The sequence below is a fragment of the Ramlibacter sp. genome (genome assembly GCF_036383835.1).
Taxonomy (GTDB): Bacteria; Pseudomonadota; Gammaproteobacteria; order Burkholderiales; family Burkholderiaceae_C; genus Ramlibacter.
Genome location: NZ_DASVNN010000102.1, coordinates 1 through 15,703, shown reverse-complemented (window position 1 = coordinate 15,703; position 15,703 = coordinate 1). Strand labels below are relative to the sequence as shown.

At 68.8% G+C, this 15,703-nt stretch carries 16 protein-coding genes; 2 read left to right on the top strand and 14 right to left on the bottom strand.

Translation table 11 applies throughout. The features are described 5' to 3' along the window. Positions 1-150: 150 nt before the first annotated feature. The 10 genes from VF522_RS16650 to ssuE form a co-directional block, all read right to left on the bottom strand. On the bottom strand, positions 151-945 hold the full coding sequence (locus VF522_RS16650; protein ID WP_330909414.1) for a MetQ/NlpA family ABC transporter substrate-binding protein: 795 nt from the start codon (positions 943-945) through the stop codon (positions 151-153). Between the two features lie 34 nt (positions 946-979). Then, entirely contained in the window at positions 980-1,645 is a 666-nt protein-coding gene (locus VF522_RS16645) for a methionine ABC transporter permease (protein WP_330909413.1), read from the bottom strand. Then, complete coding sequence (locus VF522_RS16640) at positions 1,635-2,666, bottom strand: methionine ABC transporter ATP-binding protein (RefSeq protein WP_330909412.1); 1,032 nt, start codon at positions 2,664-2,666, stop codon at positions 1,635-1,637. The genes VF522_RS16645 and VF522_RS16640 overlap by 11 nt, the downstream gene beginning before the upstream one ends. A 186-nt stretch (positions 2,667-2,852) precedes the next feature. Continuing rightward, positions 2,853-3,068 carry a molybdopterin-binding protein gene (locus VF522_RS16635; protein ID WP_330909411.1) on the bottom strand — a complete coding sequence of 72 codons (216 nt, stop codon included), beginning with the start codon at positions 3,066-3,068 and terminating at the stop codon, positions 2,853-2,855. Positions 3,069-3,169: 101 nt separating this feature from the next. Further along, positions 3,170-3,967, bottom strand: coding sequence for an ATP-binding cassette domain-containing protein (locus tag VF522_RS16630; protein WP_330909410.1), 798 nt, complete (start codon positions 3,965-3,967; stop codon positions 3,170-3,172). A gap of 2 nt (positions 3,968-3,969) precedes the next feature. Further along, positions 3,970-4,791 (bottom strand): aliphatic sulfonate ABC transporter permease SsuC, encoded by an 822-nt coding sequence (gene ssuC / locus VF522_RS16625; protein ID WP_414709547.1) that lies wholly within the window; start codon positions 4,789-4,791, stop codon positions 3,970-3,972. A gap of 119 nt (positions 4,792-4,910) precedes the next feature. Continuing rightward, the gene (gene ssuD / locus VF522_RS16620) at positions 4,911-6,074 is read right to left on the bottom strand and encodes an FMNH2-dependent alkanesulfonate monooxygenase (RefSeq protein ID WP_330909408.1); all 1,164 of its coding nucleotides are present in this window, start codon (positions 6,072-6,074) and stop codon (positions 4,911-4,913) included. Between the two features lie 13 nt (positions 6,075-6,087). Further along, positions 6,088-7,068, bottom strand: coding sequence for a sulfonate ABC transporter substrate-binding protein (locus VF522_RS16615; RefSeq protein WP_330909407.1), 981 nt, complete (start codon positions 7,066-7,068; stop codon positions 6,088-6,090). A gap of 2 nt (positions 7,069-7,070) precedes the next feature. Continuing rightward, on the bottom strand, positions 7,071-8,027 hold the full coding sequence (locus tag VF522_RS16610; RefSeq protein WP_330909406.1) for a sulfonate ABC transporter substrate-binding protein: 957 nt from the start codon (positions 8,025-8,027) through the stop codon (positions 7,071-7,073). Positions 8,028-8,120: 93 nt separating this feature from the next. Beyond that, a complete protein-coding gene (gene ssuE, locus VF522_RS16605) occupies positions 8,121-8,708 on the bottom strand; it encodes an NADPH-dependent FMN reductase (protein WP_330909405.1) in 588 nt (195 codons plus the stop codon). Positions 8,709-8,908: 200 nt separating this feature from the next. Between ssuE and VF522_RS16600 the strand changes: the two genes are divergently transcribed. Continuing rightward, on the top strand, positions 8,909-11,005 hold the full coding sequence (locus tag VF522_RS16600; protein ID WP_330909404.1) for an alpha/beta hydrolase domain-containing protein: 2,097 nt from the start codon (positions 8,909-8,911) through the stop codon (positions 11,003-11,005). 87 nt (positions 11,006-11,092) lie between these two features. Here the strand turns inward: VF522_RS16600 and VF522_RS16595 are convergent, their stop codons facing one another. The 3 genes from VF522_RS16595 to VF522_RS16585 all read right to left on the bottom strand — a co-directional run bounded on the left by VF522_RS16595 (position 11,093) and on the right by VF522_RS16585 (position 12,658). Further along, positions 11,093-11,539: a hypothetical protein gene (locus VF522_RS16595; protein WP_330909403.1), complete on the bottom strand. Its 447-nt coding sequence runs from the start codon at positions 11,537-11,539 to the stop codon at positions 11,093-11,095. After that, complete coding sequence (locus VF522_RS16590; protein WP_330909402.1) at positions 11,536-12,018, bottom strand: hypothetical protein; 483 nt, start codon at positions 12,016-12,018, stop codon at positions 11,536-11,538. The genes VF522_RS16595 and VF522_RS16590 overlap by 4 nt, the downstream gene beginning before the upstream one ends. Before the next feature lie 127 nt (positions 12,019-12,145). After that, the gene (locus VF522_RS16585; RefSeq protein WP_330909401.1) at positions 12,146-12,658 is read right to left on the bottom strand and encodes a nucleoside 2-deoxyribosyltransferase; all 513 of its coding nucleotides are present in this window, start codon (positions 12,656-12,658) and stop codon (positions 12,146-12,148) included. A gap of 136 nt (positions 12,659-12,794) precedes the next feature. Between VF522_RS16585 and VF522_RS16580 the strand changes: the two genes are divergently transcribed. Then, the gene (locus VF522_RS16580; RefSeq protein ID WP_330909400.1) at positions 12,795-13,805 is read left to right on the top strand and encodes a hypothetical protein; all 1,011 of its coding nucleotides are present in this window, start codon (positions 12,795-12,797) and stop codon (positions 13,803-13,805) included. A gap of 10 nt (positions 13,806-13,815) precedes the next feature. Here VF522_RS16580 and VF522_RS16575 read toward each other — a convergent pair whose 3' ends face one another. Continuing rightward, positions 13,816-15,471: an alpha-amylase family protein gene (locus VF522_RS16575; protein ID WP_330909399.1), complete on the bottom strand. Its 1,656-nt coding sequence runs from the start codon at positions 15,469-15,471 to the stop codon at positions 13,816-13,818. Positions 15,472-15,703 lie beyond the last annotated feature (232 nt).

Genomic DNA, 15,703 nt, shown 5'->3' with positions numbered 1-15,703 from the left:
GCAGCCACGTGTGATGCAACGGTGGGCAAGCAAGCTTGCCCACCCTACACGCTGCGGCCTTCCTCGTAGGGTGGGCAAGCTCCGCTTGCCCACCATGCGGCGCCCGAAAAAGCGTCATCCCCGCGCAGGCGGGGATGACGGGGAGGGGCTTCAGAACCCCGGAATCACCGCGCCCTTGAACTCCGTCTGCACGTACTTGCGGACTTCCTCGGACTGGTAGGCCTTCACCAGCTTGGCCACCCAGGGCTTGTCCTTGTCCTGGTCGCGCACGGCGATCAGGTTGACGTAGGGGCTCTTGGCGTTTTCCTGCGCGATCGCGTCCTTGCCCGGATGCAGGCCGGCGGGAATCGCATAGTTGGTGTTGACGCCGGCGGCGTCCAGGTCGTCCAGCGAGCGCGGCAGCTGCGCGGCCTCGAGCTCGACGAACTTCAGCTTCTTCGGGTTCTCCACCACGTCGATCGGCGTGGCCTTCAGGCCGGCCTTGGGATTCAGCTTGATCAGGCCCTGGTCCTGCAGCACCAGCAGCACGCGGCCGCCGTTGGTGGGATCGTTCGGGAGGCCGAAGCGCGCGCCTTCCTTCAGGTCCTTCAGGCTCTTGACCTTCTTCGAGTAGATGCCGATCGGGAAGTTGACGGTGTAGCCCACCGAGACGATCTTGTAGCCGCGGTCCTTGACCTGCTGGTCGAGGAAAGGCTTGTGCTGGTAGCTGTTGGCGTCCAGGTCGCCCGTGGACAGCGCCGCGTTCGGCTGGATGTAGTCGGTGAATTCGACGATCTGGATCTTCAGGCCGTCGCGCTCGGCGACCTTCTTCACCTGCTCGAGGATCTGCGAGTGCGGGCCGGCGGTGGCGCCGATCTTGATCGGCTTGTCCTGCGCGAGGACGGCGCCGGCGGACGCGGCGATCGCGAGGGCGAGCGTGGACTTCAGGAGCGTGCGCTTGTTCATGCTTGTTTTCCTTGGATGATGCAAAGGGGGAGGATTACTTGTGGCTCAGGCGGCGCACCGCCCAGTCGCCGAGGCTCTGCACGGCCTGCACGAAGGCGATCAGCACCACCACGACGGCGAGCATGATCTCGGGCAGGAAGCGCTGGTAGCCGTAACGGATGCCGAGGTCGCCGAGGCCGCCGCCGCCGATGGCACCGGCCATCGCGGAGTAGCCGGTGAGGCTCACGAGCGTGATCGTGAAGCCGCCGACGATGCCGGGCAGCGCCTCGGGCAGCAGCACCTTGAACACGATCTGCGAGGTGCTGGCCCCCATGGCCAGCGCGGCCTCGACGAGGCCCTGGTCCACTTCGCGCAGCGAGGCTTCGACCAGCCGCGCGATGAAGGGCGCGGCGGCCACGGTCAGCGGCACCACCGCCGCGGCGGTGCCGATCGACGAGCCGGTCACGAGACGCGTGAACGGGATGATCGCCACCAGCAGGATGATGAAGGGCGTGGAGCGCACCGCGTTGACGATGCCGCCGACGACGCGGTTCACGCTGCCGTTTTGCAGCACGCCGCCCTGGTCGGTCAGCCGCAGCAGCACGCCCAGCGGGATGCCGATCAAGGTGCCGGCGATGCCGGAGATGCCGACCATGGCAAAGGTTTCCCACAGCGAGGTGGCGAACAGGTCCAGCATCGCGGGGCTGAAGTTATCCCACATGGGCCACCTCCTCGACGAACACGCCCGCGCCGCGCAACTGCGCCGCCGCGGCATCGAGCTTCTCGCGCGCGCCGCGTGCCAGCACGGCGAGGGAGCCGAAAGGCTGGCCCTGCACCTCGTCGACCTGGCCATGCACGATGCTCAGGTCGATGCCGTGGTCGCGGATCACATCCGACAGCAGTGGACGGTCGGCGCCGTTGCCGGCAAAGGCCAGGCGCAGCAGCTGGCTCTCGTGCGCCGGACGCTCGGTCATGAGGGCGCGGATGCGCGCCAGCACGCTCTCGGGCAGCGCCTGCGGCACGATCTCCTCGATCAGGCTGCGGGTGGTGGCGTGCTGCGGGCGGGTGAAGACGTCGATCACCGGGCCCTGCTCCACGATCTGGCCGGCGTCGATCACCGCCACGCGATCGGCCACCTGCTTGATCACCTGCATCTGGTGCGTGATCAGCACGATGGTGAGGCCGAACTCGCGATTGATCTGCTTCAGCAGCGAAAGGATGGAGCGAGTGGTTTCCGGATCGAGCGCGGACGTCGCCTCGTCGGACAGCAGCACCTTGGGCCGGTTGGCGAGCGCGCGAGCGATGCCCACGCGCTGCTTCTGGCCGCCGCTGATCTGCGCCGGATGGCGGTCGCGCAGTTCCGCGAGGCCGACGAGGTCCAGCAGTTCGTCGACGCGGCGGCGGATCTCGTTCGACGGAACCCCCGCGAGTTCCAGCGGCAATGCGACGTTCTGCGCCACGGTGCGCGACGACAGCAGGTTGAAGTGCTGGAAGATCAGGCCGATCTCGCGGCGCGCTTCGCGCAATTCTTGCGCAGTCAGCGCCGTGAGCTCGCGCCCGCCGACGAACACCTTGCCGGCCGTGGGGCGATTCAGGAGGTTGATGGTGCGCACCAGGGAGCTCTTGCCGGCGCCGCTGCGGCCGATGATGCCGAACACTTCCCCGGGTGCGATCTTCAGTTGGATGCCTCGCAGCGCTTCGTGGGCGCCGTAAGACTGCGTGATGCCTTGCAGTTCGATCATGGAGTGGTACTTCTCAAGGCAACGCATTGTGCATGCGAGTGCGACGGGAACGAACGAATAAAAAATCGAATGCTTATTCCGGGAGCGCGCAAGCGGCCCGAGTCCCCGTCATTCCCGCGAAGGCGGGAACCCAGGGCTCCCTGAATGTCCTGGATCCCCGCCTCCGCGGGCATGACGGCGAAGCGTTCAGAGCTTCGCCAGCGAGACTTCGGTGGACTTCACCAGCGCCACCACTTCGGAGCCGGCCTTGAGCTGCAGCTCGTCGACCGAGCGGGTGGTGATCACCGAGGTGACGATGCCCCAGGGCGTCTGCACGTCGACTTCCGACACTACGTCGCCGCGGATGATCTCCTTGATGTGGCCCTTGAACTGGTTGCGCACGTTGATGGCCTGGATGGGCATGGGATAGCTCCTGTGGAATGGAAAGGAAGGAAAACGGGTCATTTGGCTACCCCTCCGTGCTACGCACTTCGGGGCTGTGAGCCTTGGGGCGGCCCGGCGGCTCACACGGCCCAGCGCAGCGCATGCGCCGCCGGCTCGGGCCAGGAAGGTTCTTCGGTCGGCTCCTTCGCCGGTGCGCGCAGCACCCGGTCGAGGATGTGGCGCTCCAGCGCGGCGAAGGCAGGGTCGTGCAAGCGGGGACGCGGCAGGCCGACGCGCTCGTCGAGGGCGATGCGGCCCTCCTCGATCAGCACCACGCGGTCGGCCAGCGCCACCGCCTCCTGCACGTCGTGCGTCACCAGCAGCGCGGTGAAGCCGTTGCGCTGCCAGAGGCCTTCGATCAGGCGGTGCATCTCGATGCGCGTCAACGCATCCAGCGCGCCCAGCGGTTCGTCGAGCAGCAGCAGGCGCGGGTCGTGCACCAGGGCCCGGGCGAGCGACACGCGCTGGCGCTGGCCGCCGGAGAGGCGCGCGGGCCAGTCGGCACCGCGGTCGCCGAGGCCGACCTGCGCCAGCACCTCGGCCGCCTGCGGCCGTTGCGCCTTGGGCAGGCCCAGCGCCACGTTGTCCCAAACGCGCCGCCACGGCAGCAGCCGTGCGTCCTGGAACATGATGCGGGTGTCCTCGCGCAGGCCGCTCGCGGCGGCGCCGTCGATGCGCAGTTCGCCGTGCGTGGCTTCCTCGAGACCGGCCACCAGGCGCAGCAGCGTGCTCTTGCCGCAGCCGCTGCGGCCGACGATGGCGACGAACTCGCCGGGCTCGATCACGAGATCGGTGTCGCGCAGCACGAGCCGCGTGCCGAAGCTCTTGGAGAGGCGGCGCACTTCCAGGCGCGCGCCCTGTTTGGTTGGCGTGCTCATGCTCAGCTCGCTTTCTTCTGGTAACCGGGGTGCCAGCGCAGCCACCACTGCTCGAGGCCGCGGGCCAGCAGGTCGGCCAGCTTGCCGAGCGCGGCGTACAGCAGGATGCCCACCAGCACGATGTCGGTCTGCAGGAACTCGCGCGCGTTCATCGTGAGGTAGCCGATGCCGGCCTGCGCCGAGATCGTCTCGGCCACGATCAGGATCACCCACATGAGGCCCAGCGAGAAGCGCAGGCCCACCAGGATGGACGACAGCGCGCCGGGCAGGATCACTTGGGCGTAGAGCTGCCAGCGCGTGAGACCGTAGGTGCGGCCCATCTCGATCAGCCCCGGGTCCACGTTGCGGATGCCGTGGAAGGTGTTGAGGTAGATCGGGAAGAACACCGACACCGAGATCAGGAACAGCTTGGCCGTCTCGTCGATGCCGAACCAGAGGATCACCAGCGGGATCAGCGCAAGCGCGGGGATGTTGCGCATCATCTGGAAGGTGGAGTCCAGCAGCGTCTCCGCGATGCGCAGCGATCCGGTGAGGAGGCCGAACAGCAAGCCGAGGCCGCCGCCGACGGCCAGGCCGAGGAAGGCCCTGGCTGCGCTCACGTGCACGTGCGTCCACAGTTCGCCCGACTCCGCCAGCGTCCAGGCGGAACGCAGCACTTCGGACGGTGCGGGCAGGACGCGGGTGGACAGCCAGCCGAAAGTGGAGGCGAGTTGCCAGAGGGTGACGAGGGCGACGGGGACGAGCCAGGGGAGCAACCGGCGGGCGACTGCCTTGATGAAGGCCGTCGCTGGATTGCGGAGCCTGTCCCGGACTTGATCCGGGATCAAGCCCGCAATGACAACGGATTTGTCATCCCGGGCTTGACCCGGGATCCAGTCGGCGTTGGACGCACCAGCCGCCGTCTGCAACTCAGGAACCTGCAATGCCATGTCTTCGGTTCCCTTCAGCTTTGCGACGCGCGCGGCACGAATTCATTCGCCACCGTCTGGCCGAACGGCCCGCCGCTGCCCTGCCCCGGCAGCTTGTCGCGCAGGCGGCGCGGCAGCAACGGGAACACCAGCTCGGCGAAGCGGTACGCCTCTTCGAGGTGCGGATAGCCCGAGAGCACGAAGGTGTCGAGGCCGAGATCCGCGTATTCCTCCAGGCGTGCAGCCACCGTTTTCGGATCGCCCACCAGCGCCGTGCCCGCGCCACCGCGCACGAGGCCCACGCCCGCCCACAGGTTCGGGCTGATCTCCAGCTCCGCACGCGTGCGCTTCCTGCCCCCGGCGTGCAGCGACGCCATGCGGCGTTGCCCTTCGGAATCCATGCGGGAGAACGCGGCCTGCGCCCGCACCACCGTCGCATCGTCGAGGCGGCTGATCAGGTCTTCCGCAGCACGCCAGGCCTGGTCCTCGGTCTCGCGCACGATCACGTGCAGCCGGATGCCGAAGCGCACGGTGCGTCCGTGGCGCGCGGCGCGTTCGCGCACGTCCGCCACCTTCTTCGCCACTTCCGTCGGTGGCTCGCCCCAGGTGAGATAGGTCTCGACCTGTTCCGCCGCCAGTTCGTGCGCCGGCGCCGAGGAGCCGCCGAAGTACACCGGCGGATGCGGACGCTGCAGCGGCGGGAAGAGCAGCTTCGCGCCGCGCACCGTGAGGTGCTTGCCTTCAAAGTCGAACGCTTCGCCGGTGTGGCTGCGCGCCAGGATCTCGCGCCAGATGCGGATGAACTCCGCCGACTGCTCGTAGCGCTGCGCGTGGTCCAGGAAGACGCCGTCGCCTTCCAGCTCGGTCTGGTCGCCGCCCGTTACCAGGTTGATCAACAGGCGGCCGCCCGAGAGCCGGTCGAAGGTGGCGGCCATACGCGCGGCCAGGCTCGGTTGGTGCAGGCCCGGACGCACGGCCACCAGGAACTTCAGGCGCTGCGTCACCGGGATCAGGCTGGCGGCCACGACCCATGGGTCCTCGCAGGAGCGGCCGGTGGGGATCAGCACGCCTTCGTAGCCGAGGCTGTCGGCGGCGCGCGCCACCTGTTGCAGGTAGGCGTGATCCAGCTGGCGGGCGCCCTCGCTGGTGCCGAGGTAGCGGCTGTCGCCGTGGGTGGGGATGAACCAGAAGACGTTCAACGAAGGCTCCTTCTTATTTGGCGGATTCGGGGCGCCACACGATGTCGGCGACGCGCACCGGCTTCGGGATCAGGCCCAGCTTGTGGAAGCCGTCGGCCACGCGCTGCTGGTCGGCGACGATCGCGGGCGTGAGCGGTCCCACCGGCGACGGCGGGCGGCGCTGGACGAACAGGCTCACGACGCCGGCATCGAGGCCGCTGAAGTCCGACACCAGCTTGATCGCGGCCGGCCGGTTCTGCTGCACGATGCGGTCGGCGCGCGTGAGTTCCTCGAACAGCACGGCGAGGGCCCGCGGATGCTGCGTGGTGAAAGGACGCGAGGCGAGGTAGAACGAGTTGTTGCTGGAAAGGTCGCGTCCCGTCGCCAGCACGCGCGGCTTCAGCGCCAGTTCCGCTGCCGCATAGAACGGATCCCAGATCGCCCAGGCATCGACGCTCTTGCGCTCGAAGGCCGCGCGCGCGTCGGCCGGTGCAAGATAGGTCGGCTGGACATCGGACCATTGCAGGCCCGCCTTCTCCACCGCGCGCACCAGCAGGAAGTGGGCGCTCGATCCTTTCTGCAGCGCGATGCGCTTGCCCTTCAGGTCGGAGAGCTTGCGCAGCGGCGAGTCCTGCAGCACCAGGATGGCGGAGCTGTCCGGCTTGGGCGGCTCGGCGCCCACGTAGAACAGGTCCTTGCCGGCGGCCTGCGCGAACACCGGCGGCGAGTCGCCGGTGAGGCCGAACTCCAGGCTGCCCGCGGACAGCGCTTCCAGCAGCTGCGGGCCGGCGGGGAATTCGATCCACTGCACCTTGGCGTTCGGGAAGCGCTTTTCCAGCGCGCCTTCCTGCTTGAGGATCACCAGGTTGACGGCGGACTTCTGGTAGCCGATGCGCAGTTGCGCCGGGCCGTCGCCAGCCGGACGCGTCTGCGCCTGCGCGCCCACGCCCCAGACGGCAGCGGTGGTGGCCAGCACCTTCAGCGCGGTGCGGCGGGAGGAGTCGATCTTCTTCATGTTCACACCCCCGCCTTCCAGGTCGCTTCCTTCACCGACACGGCCTTCGGGATCAGCTTCAGCTGGTGGAAGGTGTCGGCGATGCGCTGCTGCTCGGCGACGACGGCATCGCTCAGGGGACGCACGTCGAACTGGTAGCGGCGCAGGCTCAGTTCCACCACGTCCACCGGCAGGCCCTGCAGCGGCGCGATCTGGTCCGCGGCCTGGCGCAGGTTGGCTTTCAGCCAGCGGCCCCGCTCCACCGAGTCCTCGAACACCGCGCGGATCACCTGCGGGTTCTTCTCGACGAAGTTGCGCTCGCCCAGGTAGAACTGGTGGTTGCTCGCCACCCCGGTGGCGTCGGCCAGCACGCGGGCCCCGATCTGCTTTTCGGCGGCGGCGGTGAAGGGGTCCCAGATCACCCAGGCGTCGACGTTGCGGCTCTCGAAGGCGGCGCGCGCATCGGCCGGCGGCAGGTACACCGGCGTGATGTCGGAGAACTTCAGGCCGTTCTTCTCCAGGATCTTCACCAGCAGGTAATGCACGTTGCTGCCCTTGTTGAGGGCGACCTTGCGGCCCTTGAGGTCGGCCACCGACTTGATCGCCGAGTCCTTGGGCACGACCACCGCCTCGGCCTGCGGCGCCGCCGGGTCGTGGCCGATGTAGTAGAAGCGCGCGCCGGCGGCCTGCGCGAAGATCGGCGGCGCCTCGCCGACGAAGCCGATGTCGACCGAGCCGACGTTGAGGCCTTCCAGCAGCTGCGGGCCGGCGGGGAACTCGACCCACTTCACGCCGAAGCCGAGCGGCGCGAGCTTTTTCTCGATGCTGCCCTGCGCCTTCTGCAGCACCAGCAGGCTGGCGCCCTTCTGGAAGCCGATGCGCAGTTCCTGCTTCGGTGCCTGCGCATAGGCAGTGGCCAGTAGAGCGAGGGAGGCGCCGGCCAGCAGGGTGCGGCGGCGGATGGACCAGGAGCGACTCATTTCTTGTTCCTTTTTTCGAATGCCGCAGGCAAGGCTTCGCCCTGCCGCGAGTGCGGCCTGCATCGACGTTGTCGGGAGATGGGGGAGTGGGACTTAGACGCTACATCGCACGTCGGCGAAGGCGACCGGCCGGAACACGGTAGCGACCGGTGCGTCGCGCTGCACTTCCTGCACCAGCGCGGCCACCGCTTCGTCGAGGCGGTCGGAGACATCGCCCGCGAGGTGATGCGCCCCCTCCGGGGTCAGCGTGACCTGCGAATCGGTGGCGTACACGCCGGGCAGGATGTGGCGCGCGCCGAGCGACTGCAGCACAGGGCGCAGCGCGTAGTCCAGCGCCAGCATGTGGTGCGGGCTGCCGCCGGTGGCGATCGGCAGCACGGTCTTGCCCTTGAAGGCCGTCTGCGGCAACAGGTCGAGGAAGACCTTCAGCACGCCGCTGTACGCGGCCTTGTAGACCGGCGTGGCGATCACCAGCGCGCGGGCCCGCGCCACCTGGTCCACCGCGGCGGCGACACTGCGGTGCGCGGCATCGGCCAGCAGCAGGGCCTGCGGCGAGAGATCGCGCACCTGCAGGCGCTCGACCTCGGGGCCGTGGCCCCGCAGGCGGTAGTTCACGGCGTCCAGCAGCGCGGCGGAGCGGGACCGCTCCGAGGGGCTGCCGGCGACGAGCAGGATGGACATGCGGGCTCTTCCTTGTTGGTATGCGATGGATTCTGGGAGCCCGCGGCCGCGAAGGGAACGATAGAGTTCTCATCAACATATCCGCATAAGCTCATCGCGTGAACGCCTGCCGGATGCCTTCGAGACCCTCCCGACCGAGGGCTAACCCGCAACGGCCTGTTCGGCTTCACGGGTACAACAGGCGCCCGAGGAGACACCCCATGAAGAAGATCCTTGCCCGCGCCGCCGCGCTCGTCCTCGCGGCCTGCGCCATCGCGCCTTCGCACGCGCGCGTGACGCGCATCGTCATCGACGAAACGCGGCCCCTGCCCGCCGCCGACTCGGGCGGCGTGCCCTTCGAGCAGGTCGCGGGCCGGGCTTTCGGCGAACTCGATCCCGCCTCCCCGGCGAACGCCCTCATCAACGACATCCAGCTGGTGAAGGAACAGGACGGCAAGGTCCGCTATGTCGCCACCTTCGTGCTCACCAAGCCGGTGGACATGGCGCGCGCCAGCGGCCTGATGTGGCACGAGGTGCCGAACCGCGGCGTGCGGCGGGCCAACGTGGTCGCCGAACGCGCCAACGGCGACATCGACCTGACGAGCGCCTGGCAGGGCGACAACTCGGGCGCCACCGCCGTGCGCCCGACCGCCGCCGTCACGCAACCGCACTGGCTGCAACTGCCCGTCGCGCGCAACCCGGACGGCTCGCCGATCCTGGGCGAAGTGTTCGGCCGCATCGTGAACCGCCACGGCCCCAACTCCCAGCCGCTGATCGTGCAGACCAACCCGGTGCCTTACCGGCCCGTGACCCTGGACACGCGCAATGCGCGGCTGGTGTCGCGCAGCGCGGAATCGACGCGCGGCGAAGTGATCGGTGAAACCGAGATCGCACCGGGCGACTGGGCGTGGGCGCGCTGCGACGCGAACAATCCCTTCCCCGGCACGCCCGACCCGCGGCAGGTCTGCCTGCGCAACGGCTTCGACCGCAGCAAGCTCTATCAGGTGACCTTCACGTCGGCCGAGCCCTACGCGCTGGGCATCGGCTTCGCGGCGTGGCGCGACGTCGGCATGTTCTTCAAGACCGCGCGCGCCGACGACACCGGCACGCCGAACCCGGTGGCGGGCGCGGTGACGCACAGCATCGGCCGCGGCGTCTCGCAATCGGGCAACTTCCTGCGCGGCTGGCTGCACCTGGGCTTCAACCGCGACGAGGCCGGGCGCCACGTGCACGACGGCCTGTGGCCGATCATCGCGGGGCGCCGCATCGCGCTGAACTTCCGCTGGGCGCAGCCCGATGGCGTGCTGGAGCTGTACCAGGCCGGCAGCGAAGGGCCGCAATGGTGGCTGCCGCATCCCGACCCGGTGCGCGGCGTGCCGGCGGTGGGCCTGCTCGATCGCTGCGCCGCCACCCGCACCTGCCCGAAGATCATCGAACACTTCGGCTCCGCGGAAGTGTGGGCGCTGAAGCTCACGCCCGAGTGGGTGGGCACCGACGCGCGGCGCGATTTGCCGCTGCCGTCGAACGTGCGCCGGTACTACATCGCGAGCTCCAATCACGGCGGCGGCGCCGGCGGCTTCGACACCAGCGTACCCGGCGCGGCCCTGCCCTCCGTCGGCGCGAACTGCCCGGGCAACAACTACGGCACCGGCATCCTGCCCGCCAATCCCGTGCCGCACACGGAGACGGTGAATGCGATCCGCGTGCACTTCCGCAATTGGGTGATGAAGAACATCGAGCCGCCGCCGAGCCGCTGGCCGCGCCTGGCGGATGGCACGCTGGCCGCGGCGCACAAGGCGGCGATCGGCTTCCCCACGCTGCCACAGCTGCGGGCCGGCGTGCCCGAGACGGACTTCATCATGCCGGTGCTCGACTACGACTGGGGCCCGGACTTCCGCCCCGCCGACGGCTCCGGCGTCGCCGGCAAGGCGCCGCCGCCGATCCGGCAGGTGCTTGCGATGTACGCGCCCAAGGTGGATGCCGACGGCAACGAGCTCGGTGGCGTGCCGGTGGTGCTGCTCGATGCACCGCTGGGGACGTATCTGGGATGGAACATCACGGCGGGTGGCGAGCGGCCGTTCCACCAGGGGCAGATCTGCAACTACGTGGGCGGCATGATCCCCTTCGCGAGGACGCTCGCGGATCGGCAGGCCAATGGCGATCCGCGGCGCTCGCTGGAGGAGCGGTACGGGAGCCATGCGGGGTATGTGGATGCAGTACGCAAGGGCGTGGCGCGGGCGCAGGGGGCGGGGTTCCTGTTGCCTGAAGATGGGGAGCGGTTGATCCGGGAGGCGGAGGCGAGCAAGGTGCTGCGCTGACGAACCTTCCATGCCCTGGTTCCCCGCCTCCGCGGGGATGACGGATTCCTTGTAGGGTGGGCAAGCTCCGCTTGCCCACCATCGCGCTCAATAATCCGCGTCGAACTCGCTCTTCGGCACCAGGTTGGTCATGGCGCGGAAGACGCCGATCACCAGCAGAAGCTGCCCCGCGAACAGCAGCGGCAGCGGCACGATCTGCGCCACCAGCGCCGGCGCCGGGGCCAGCAGGCTGTCCTTTTCGATCGCGAACCAGCCGAGCGCGGTGACGACCAGGCCGGTCGCCACGGCCGCACCCAGCGCGTACACGACGATCCCGGCCGCGAGCAGGTGCCCACCGCGGCGCGGAAAGAGCAGCCGGCGATGCAGCTTGGTGGAGTGCGCGAACAGCGCCACGGCCGCCAGCGCGATCAGCAGTTCCCCGACCCAGCGGAACAGGCCCACCCGCGTGCCGAACTGGCGCAGCACCTCCAGCGAGTCCAGCGCCGACAGGAACGACATCATCAGCAGCACGAGGCCGACGAACAGGCGCTTCATCGCTCTTTCCTCCGCCGCCGGGGCGCCGGTGCCTCTTCCTGCACAGGCCCGTCGAGATGCATCAGCAGGCCGACCATCGCCACCAGCACGCCGAAGCGCGCCGCCAGTTCGACGCCATCGAGCAGCGACACGTGCGAGATCGAGGCCGGCAGCAATCCACCCCCGGCGATCGCTTCGCGCGCGTACACGGTGGCGAGGTCGAGCGACCAGTTCACGTGCAGCAGCAGGAACACCAGCGAGGACAGGCCCAGCGCCGCGACCCACGCGCTCCACGACGGAATGCGATGCTCCAGGCGGCCGTCGCGGAACATCAGCAGGGCCGGCACCATGGCCACCACCACGCACAGCGCGGCCAGGTCGGCGCCGGGCACGTGCAGGTTCACCGGGTCCACGCCGGTTTCCTTCAGCAGCCATTTCAAGGGGAACAGAAGGGACAGCAGCACGGCCAGTCCCAGCAAGACGAATGCTTTTCGCAGCACGGTGCGCTCCTCCCGCATCTTCGTGGCGACCGTTATAGCCGCGCGTCGGCGGGATGGCCGGGCCGCGACGATGAACGCGGCGCCGCGCCGGCGGGAGTGGCGCGATCCGTGAGGAATGCCGCAGCGCTCAGGCCGCGAGTTCTTCGCGCACGGCAGCCAGCGCGGCCCGCAGGTCGCCCACGACGATGCGGCAGGGCACGGCCAGCATCAGGTTCAGCGGCAGGCCGAACTCCTCCAGTTCCCAACCCTGCGCGTCCTTGCCGCCCTGGCCCAGGGCATGCGGATGGCGCCCGGCGATGCGTGCGGCGAAACTGCCCTGCTCCGGCACGTAGCCCACCACCTTCTTGCCGCGCGCGACGGCGTAGCCCACCTCGAAGCAGGTACCGCTGTCCGGCTCCGGGCCGCGGAAGAAGTCGAGGTTGGCCAGCACCGCATCGCACGCGTCGACGTGCGCCACGTTGGCGCGATAGATGTGCGCGGCGAGCGCCGGCGGCGTCGGCAGTTGCGGCAGCGAATCGGAGAGCGGGAAGACGGCATCGAAGCCATGCTCGGAGCAAAGTGCGACAAGGCGGCGGCCATGTTCGGCGGCGTCGGGCCGGAAGACGTCGGGTCCGGCGAGATAGAGGCGGTGGCGGGTCACCGCCCGATTGTGCGACGCCGCCGCTCATCCCGTGCAATAAGCCGCTGGTCTTCCGGTCATCCGCCCAAAGGAGTGAGGCAGGATTTCCCTTCGGCCGGTCTAATCCATACGCTTCAGGAACAGGAACATCCCCAGCATGAACGTACCGCGACTGCGCATGGGCCTCGTCGGCTTCCACGAGGAGGACTACCTCCTGTCGCTGCTGCGAACCCGCGCGGTGGTGCTATGGGAGCGGACCTCCCCCGCGGACGCCGACGCCCTGTGGGTGTGCGGGGAGTCGAGCCGCGCGCTGCCGGACGGCCTGGTGGGCATCACCACCTGGCCCGGCCGGGGCGAACTCAAACTCGACCTGAGCGCACTGGAGCGGCCGACCTTCTTCACGCTGCCGGTGCCGGATCCCGACGTGCGCCCCCCACTCAGCTTCGATCCGCGTTCGGCGGCCAGCGTGAATTCCGCGCTGCGGCGCGCCGAGGCAGTGCTGCAGCCGCTGATCATGAAGCTCGCGCTTGCCGGCGAGATCGCTCGGCTGCTGCCGCAACTCAGGGCGCACACCTATCACCTGGCGCTCGACGGCCGCCTGATCGGCGTGGTGAACATGGGCGGCACCATCGGCCTGGATTCCAGCGTGCGCGTGCCGCAGTTGAAGCAGGCCATGTGGCGGCCGCTGCCCAAGACGGCGAACTCGATCCCGCAACACTTCCTCACCACGAGCTTCGCCGAGGTGCTGTGGACCTACGTCAATCGCGCGGAGATCGACCTGCTGCCCGCGCGCTACCGGCGGGCCCTGCTGTACTTCCGCGCGCTGCCGCGCGTGCCGCAGCGGCTGATGAAGGACACGCACTACGTGGTGCTGTCCGAGCTGGGCGCCGAGCCACAGTCCTTCGACCAACTGCGGCACAACGTCGGCCTGAGCGAAGAGGCCCTGGCCAACACGCTGGCGGCCCTCTACTACGCCGGCGCGATCACCACCAACCCGGTGCGGGCAGCCAAGGGCGCGACCCGGCGCGTGCCCGAGGCGGAGTCGGCCAGCGAACTGCGTCAATCGATGTTCCCGCCGGAGGAGTCCCATCCCTTCTCCTCCTTTCTCGGACGCGAGGACCGGCCGACCATCCCCGCGCCGCTGGAACCGCCGCCCGATACCGAATGAGCCGCGCGCCTCACTCGTTGCTGCATTCCAGCAGGTAGCCCAGGCCGCCCACGCGGTACCAGTGGTAGCCGTAGGGCTCCATCACGATGGTGTGCACGCCGCGCCCGTTGGCTTCGCTGTGGTCCTGCGTGAGCAGGTTCACCAGGTGGCGGCCCTTCTCGTCGCCCACGCGCAGCTGGATCTCGGTGGACTCGCTGCCCAGGTTGTGGATGGTCACCACCGCGTTGTTGCGCCAGTCGTAGCGGATCGCCAGCACGCCGGTATAGCCCGTGTCCAGCACCTTGAAGTCGCCCCAGCCGATCTCGGGCACTTCCTTGCGCATGCGGATGATGCGCTCCGTCCAGTTCAACAGCGAGCTGGCATCGCGGCGCTGGTCGGCGGCGTTGATCTTGTGGAAGCTGTAAGGGCCCTGCTCAATGACGGGCAGCACCGGCTTGTTCGAGCGCGTGAAGCCCGCCAGCGGCTCGGTGGACCACTGCATCGGCGTGCGCGCGCAATTGCGTTCGGGCAGCGTCAGGTCGTCGCCCATGCCCAGCTCGTCGCCGTAGCGGATCACCGGCGTGCCGGGCAGCGTGAACAGCAGGCTGTAGGCCATCTCCAGCCGGCGCCAGTCGCCGCGCAGCATGGGCCCGAGGCGGCGGCGGATGCCGCGGTCGTACAGCTGCATGTCCTTGTCGGGTCCCATGTCGTCGAAGACGGCCTGGCGCTGGTCCTCGGACAGGCGCCCGAGATCGAGCTCGTCGTGGTTGCGCAGGAAGTGGGCCCACTGCGCGTTGGCCGGACGATCGCGCGTCTGCTCCAGCGCCTTCACCAGCGGCCGCGTGTCCGCGGTGGCCAGGGCGTGGAACACGCGCTGGTTCACCCAGAAGTTGAACATCATCTGCAGCCGGTCGCCGTCTTCGCCGAAGTAGTGCTGGTTGTTCTTCGGTTCGACGTTCGCCTCGGCCAGGATGATCGCGTCGCCGCGCCGCCATTGCAGGAACTCGCGGAACTCGCGCAGCATCTCGTAGCGCAGGCGGTGCCGCGGCTGCGGCCCCTTGGTGGAGATCACGAAGGGCATCGCGTCCATGCGGAAGCCGCACACGCCCAGCTCCAGCCAGAAGCCCATGATCTTGCGGATCTCGGCCAGCACCAGCGGGTTCTCGGTGTTGAGGTCCGGCTGGAACTCGTAGAAGCGATGGAAGTAGTACTGCCCCGCCACGGGGTCGCGCGTCCACGTCGTCTTCTGCACGCCGGGAAACACCATGCCCTCGTCGGCGTTCTCCGGCTTCTTGTCGGACCACACGTAGAAGTCGCGGTACTTCGAGTCCGGATCCTTGCGCGCTTCCTGGAACCAGGGATGCTGGTCGCTGGTGTGGTTCACGACCAGGTCGATCATCACGCGGATGCCGCGCTGCTCCGCCTGGTTGGTGAATTCCACGAAGTCGCCGAGCGTGCCGAAGCAGGGATCGACCTGGTAGAAGTCGCTGATGTCGTAGCCGTCGTCGCGCCGCGGGGACTTCTGGAAGGGGCCGAGCCAGATGCAGGTGATGCCCAGGCCATGCAGGTAGTCGAGCCGCCGGGCCAGGCCCTCGAAATCGCCGATGCCGTCGGCGTTCGAGTCCATGTAGGTGCCGACGTGGACGCTGTAGATGACGGCGTTCTTGTACCAGAGGTCCTTGATCATCGAAGGCTCCGCGGGCGGGCGATGGAGCCCGTGGGCGCGGAGTATGCGATGGGGCGGCGGTCCCGTGGGCGGGTCACGGGCGCTGTAACGTCCTGATTCCAAGGCCGAGCACTCCAGTATTCCTTTCCCCTTCCCCTCCGGGGGAGGGTTGGGGTGGGGGCGCTCCGGTCCCTATCGCTGCTGCGCCCCGACCGGCGCCGTCCAACCTGGCCCATCCCGAACCGGACTGCAG

Coding starts and splice junctions, on each gene's coding strand:
- VF522_RS16650 (WP_330909414.1), bottom strand. CDS start 945: ATGAACAAGCGCACGCTCCTGAAGTCCACGCTCGCCCTCGCGATCGCC.
- VF522_RS16645 (WP_330909413.1), bottom strand. CDS start 1,645: ATGTGGGATAACTTCAGCCCCGCGATGCTGGACCTGTTCGCCACCTCG.
- VF522_RS16640 (WP_330909412.1), bottom strand. CDS start 2,666: ATGATCGAACTGCAAGGCATCACGCAGTCTTACGGCGCCCACGAAGCG.
- VF522_RS16635 (WP_330909411.1), bottom strand. CDS start 3,068: ATGCCCATCCAGGCCATCAACGTGCGCAACCAGTTCAAGGGCCACATC.
- VF522_RS16630 (WP_330909410.1), bottom strand. CDS start 3,967: ATGAGCACGCCAACCAAACAGGGCGCGCGCCTGGAAGTGCGCCGCCTC.
- VF522_RS16615 (WP_330909407.1), bottom strand. CDS start 7,068: ATGAAGAAGATCGACTCCTCCCGCCGCACCGCGCTGAAGGTGCTGGCC.
- VF522_RS16610 (WP_330909406.1), bottom strand. CDS start 8,027: ATGAGTCGCTCCTGGTCCATCCGCCGCCGCACCCTGCTGGCCGGCGCC.
- ssuE (WP_330909405.1), bottom strand. CDS start 8,708: ATGTCCATCCTGCTCGTCGCCGGCAGCCCCTCGGAGCGGTCCCGCTCC.
- VF522_RS16600 (WP_330909404.1), top strand. CDS start 8,909: ATGAAGAAGATCCTTGCCCGCGCCGCCGCGCTCGTCCTCGCGGCCTGC.
- VF522_RS16595 (WP_330909403.1), bottom strand. CDS start 11,539: ATGAAGCGCCTGTTCGTCGGCCTCGTGCTGCTGATGATGTCGTTCCTG.
- VF522_RS16580 (WP_330909400.1), top strand. CDS start 12,795: ATGAACGTACCGCGACTGCGCATGGGCCTCGTCGGCTTCCACGAGGAG.
- VF522_RS16575 (WP_330909399.1), bottom strand. CDS start 15,471: ATGATCAAGGACCTCTGGTACAAGAACGCCGTCATCTACAGCGTCCAC.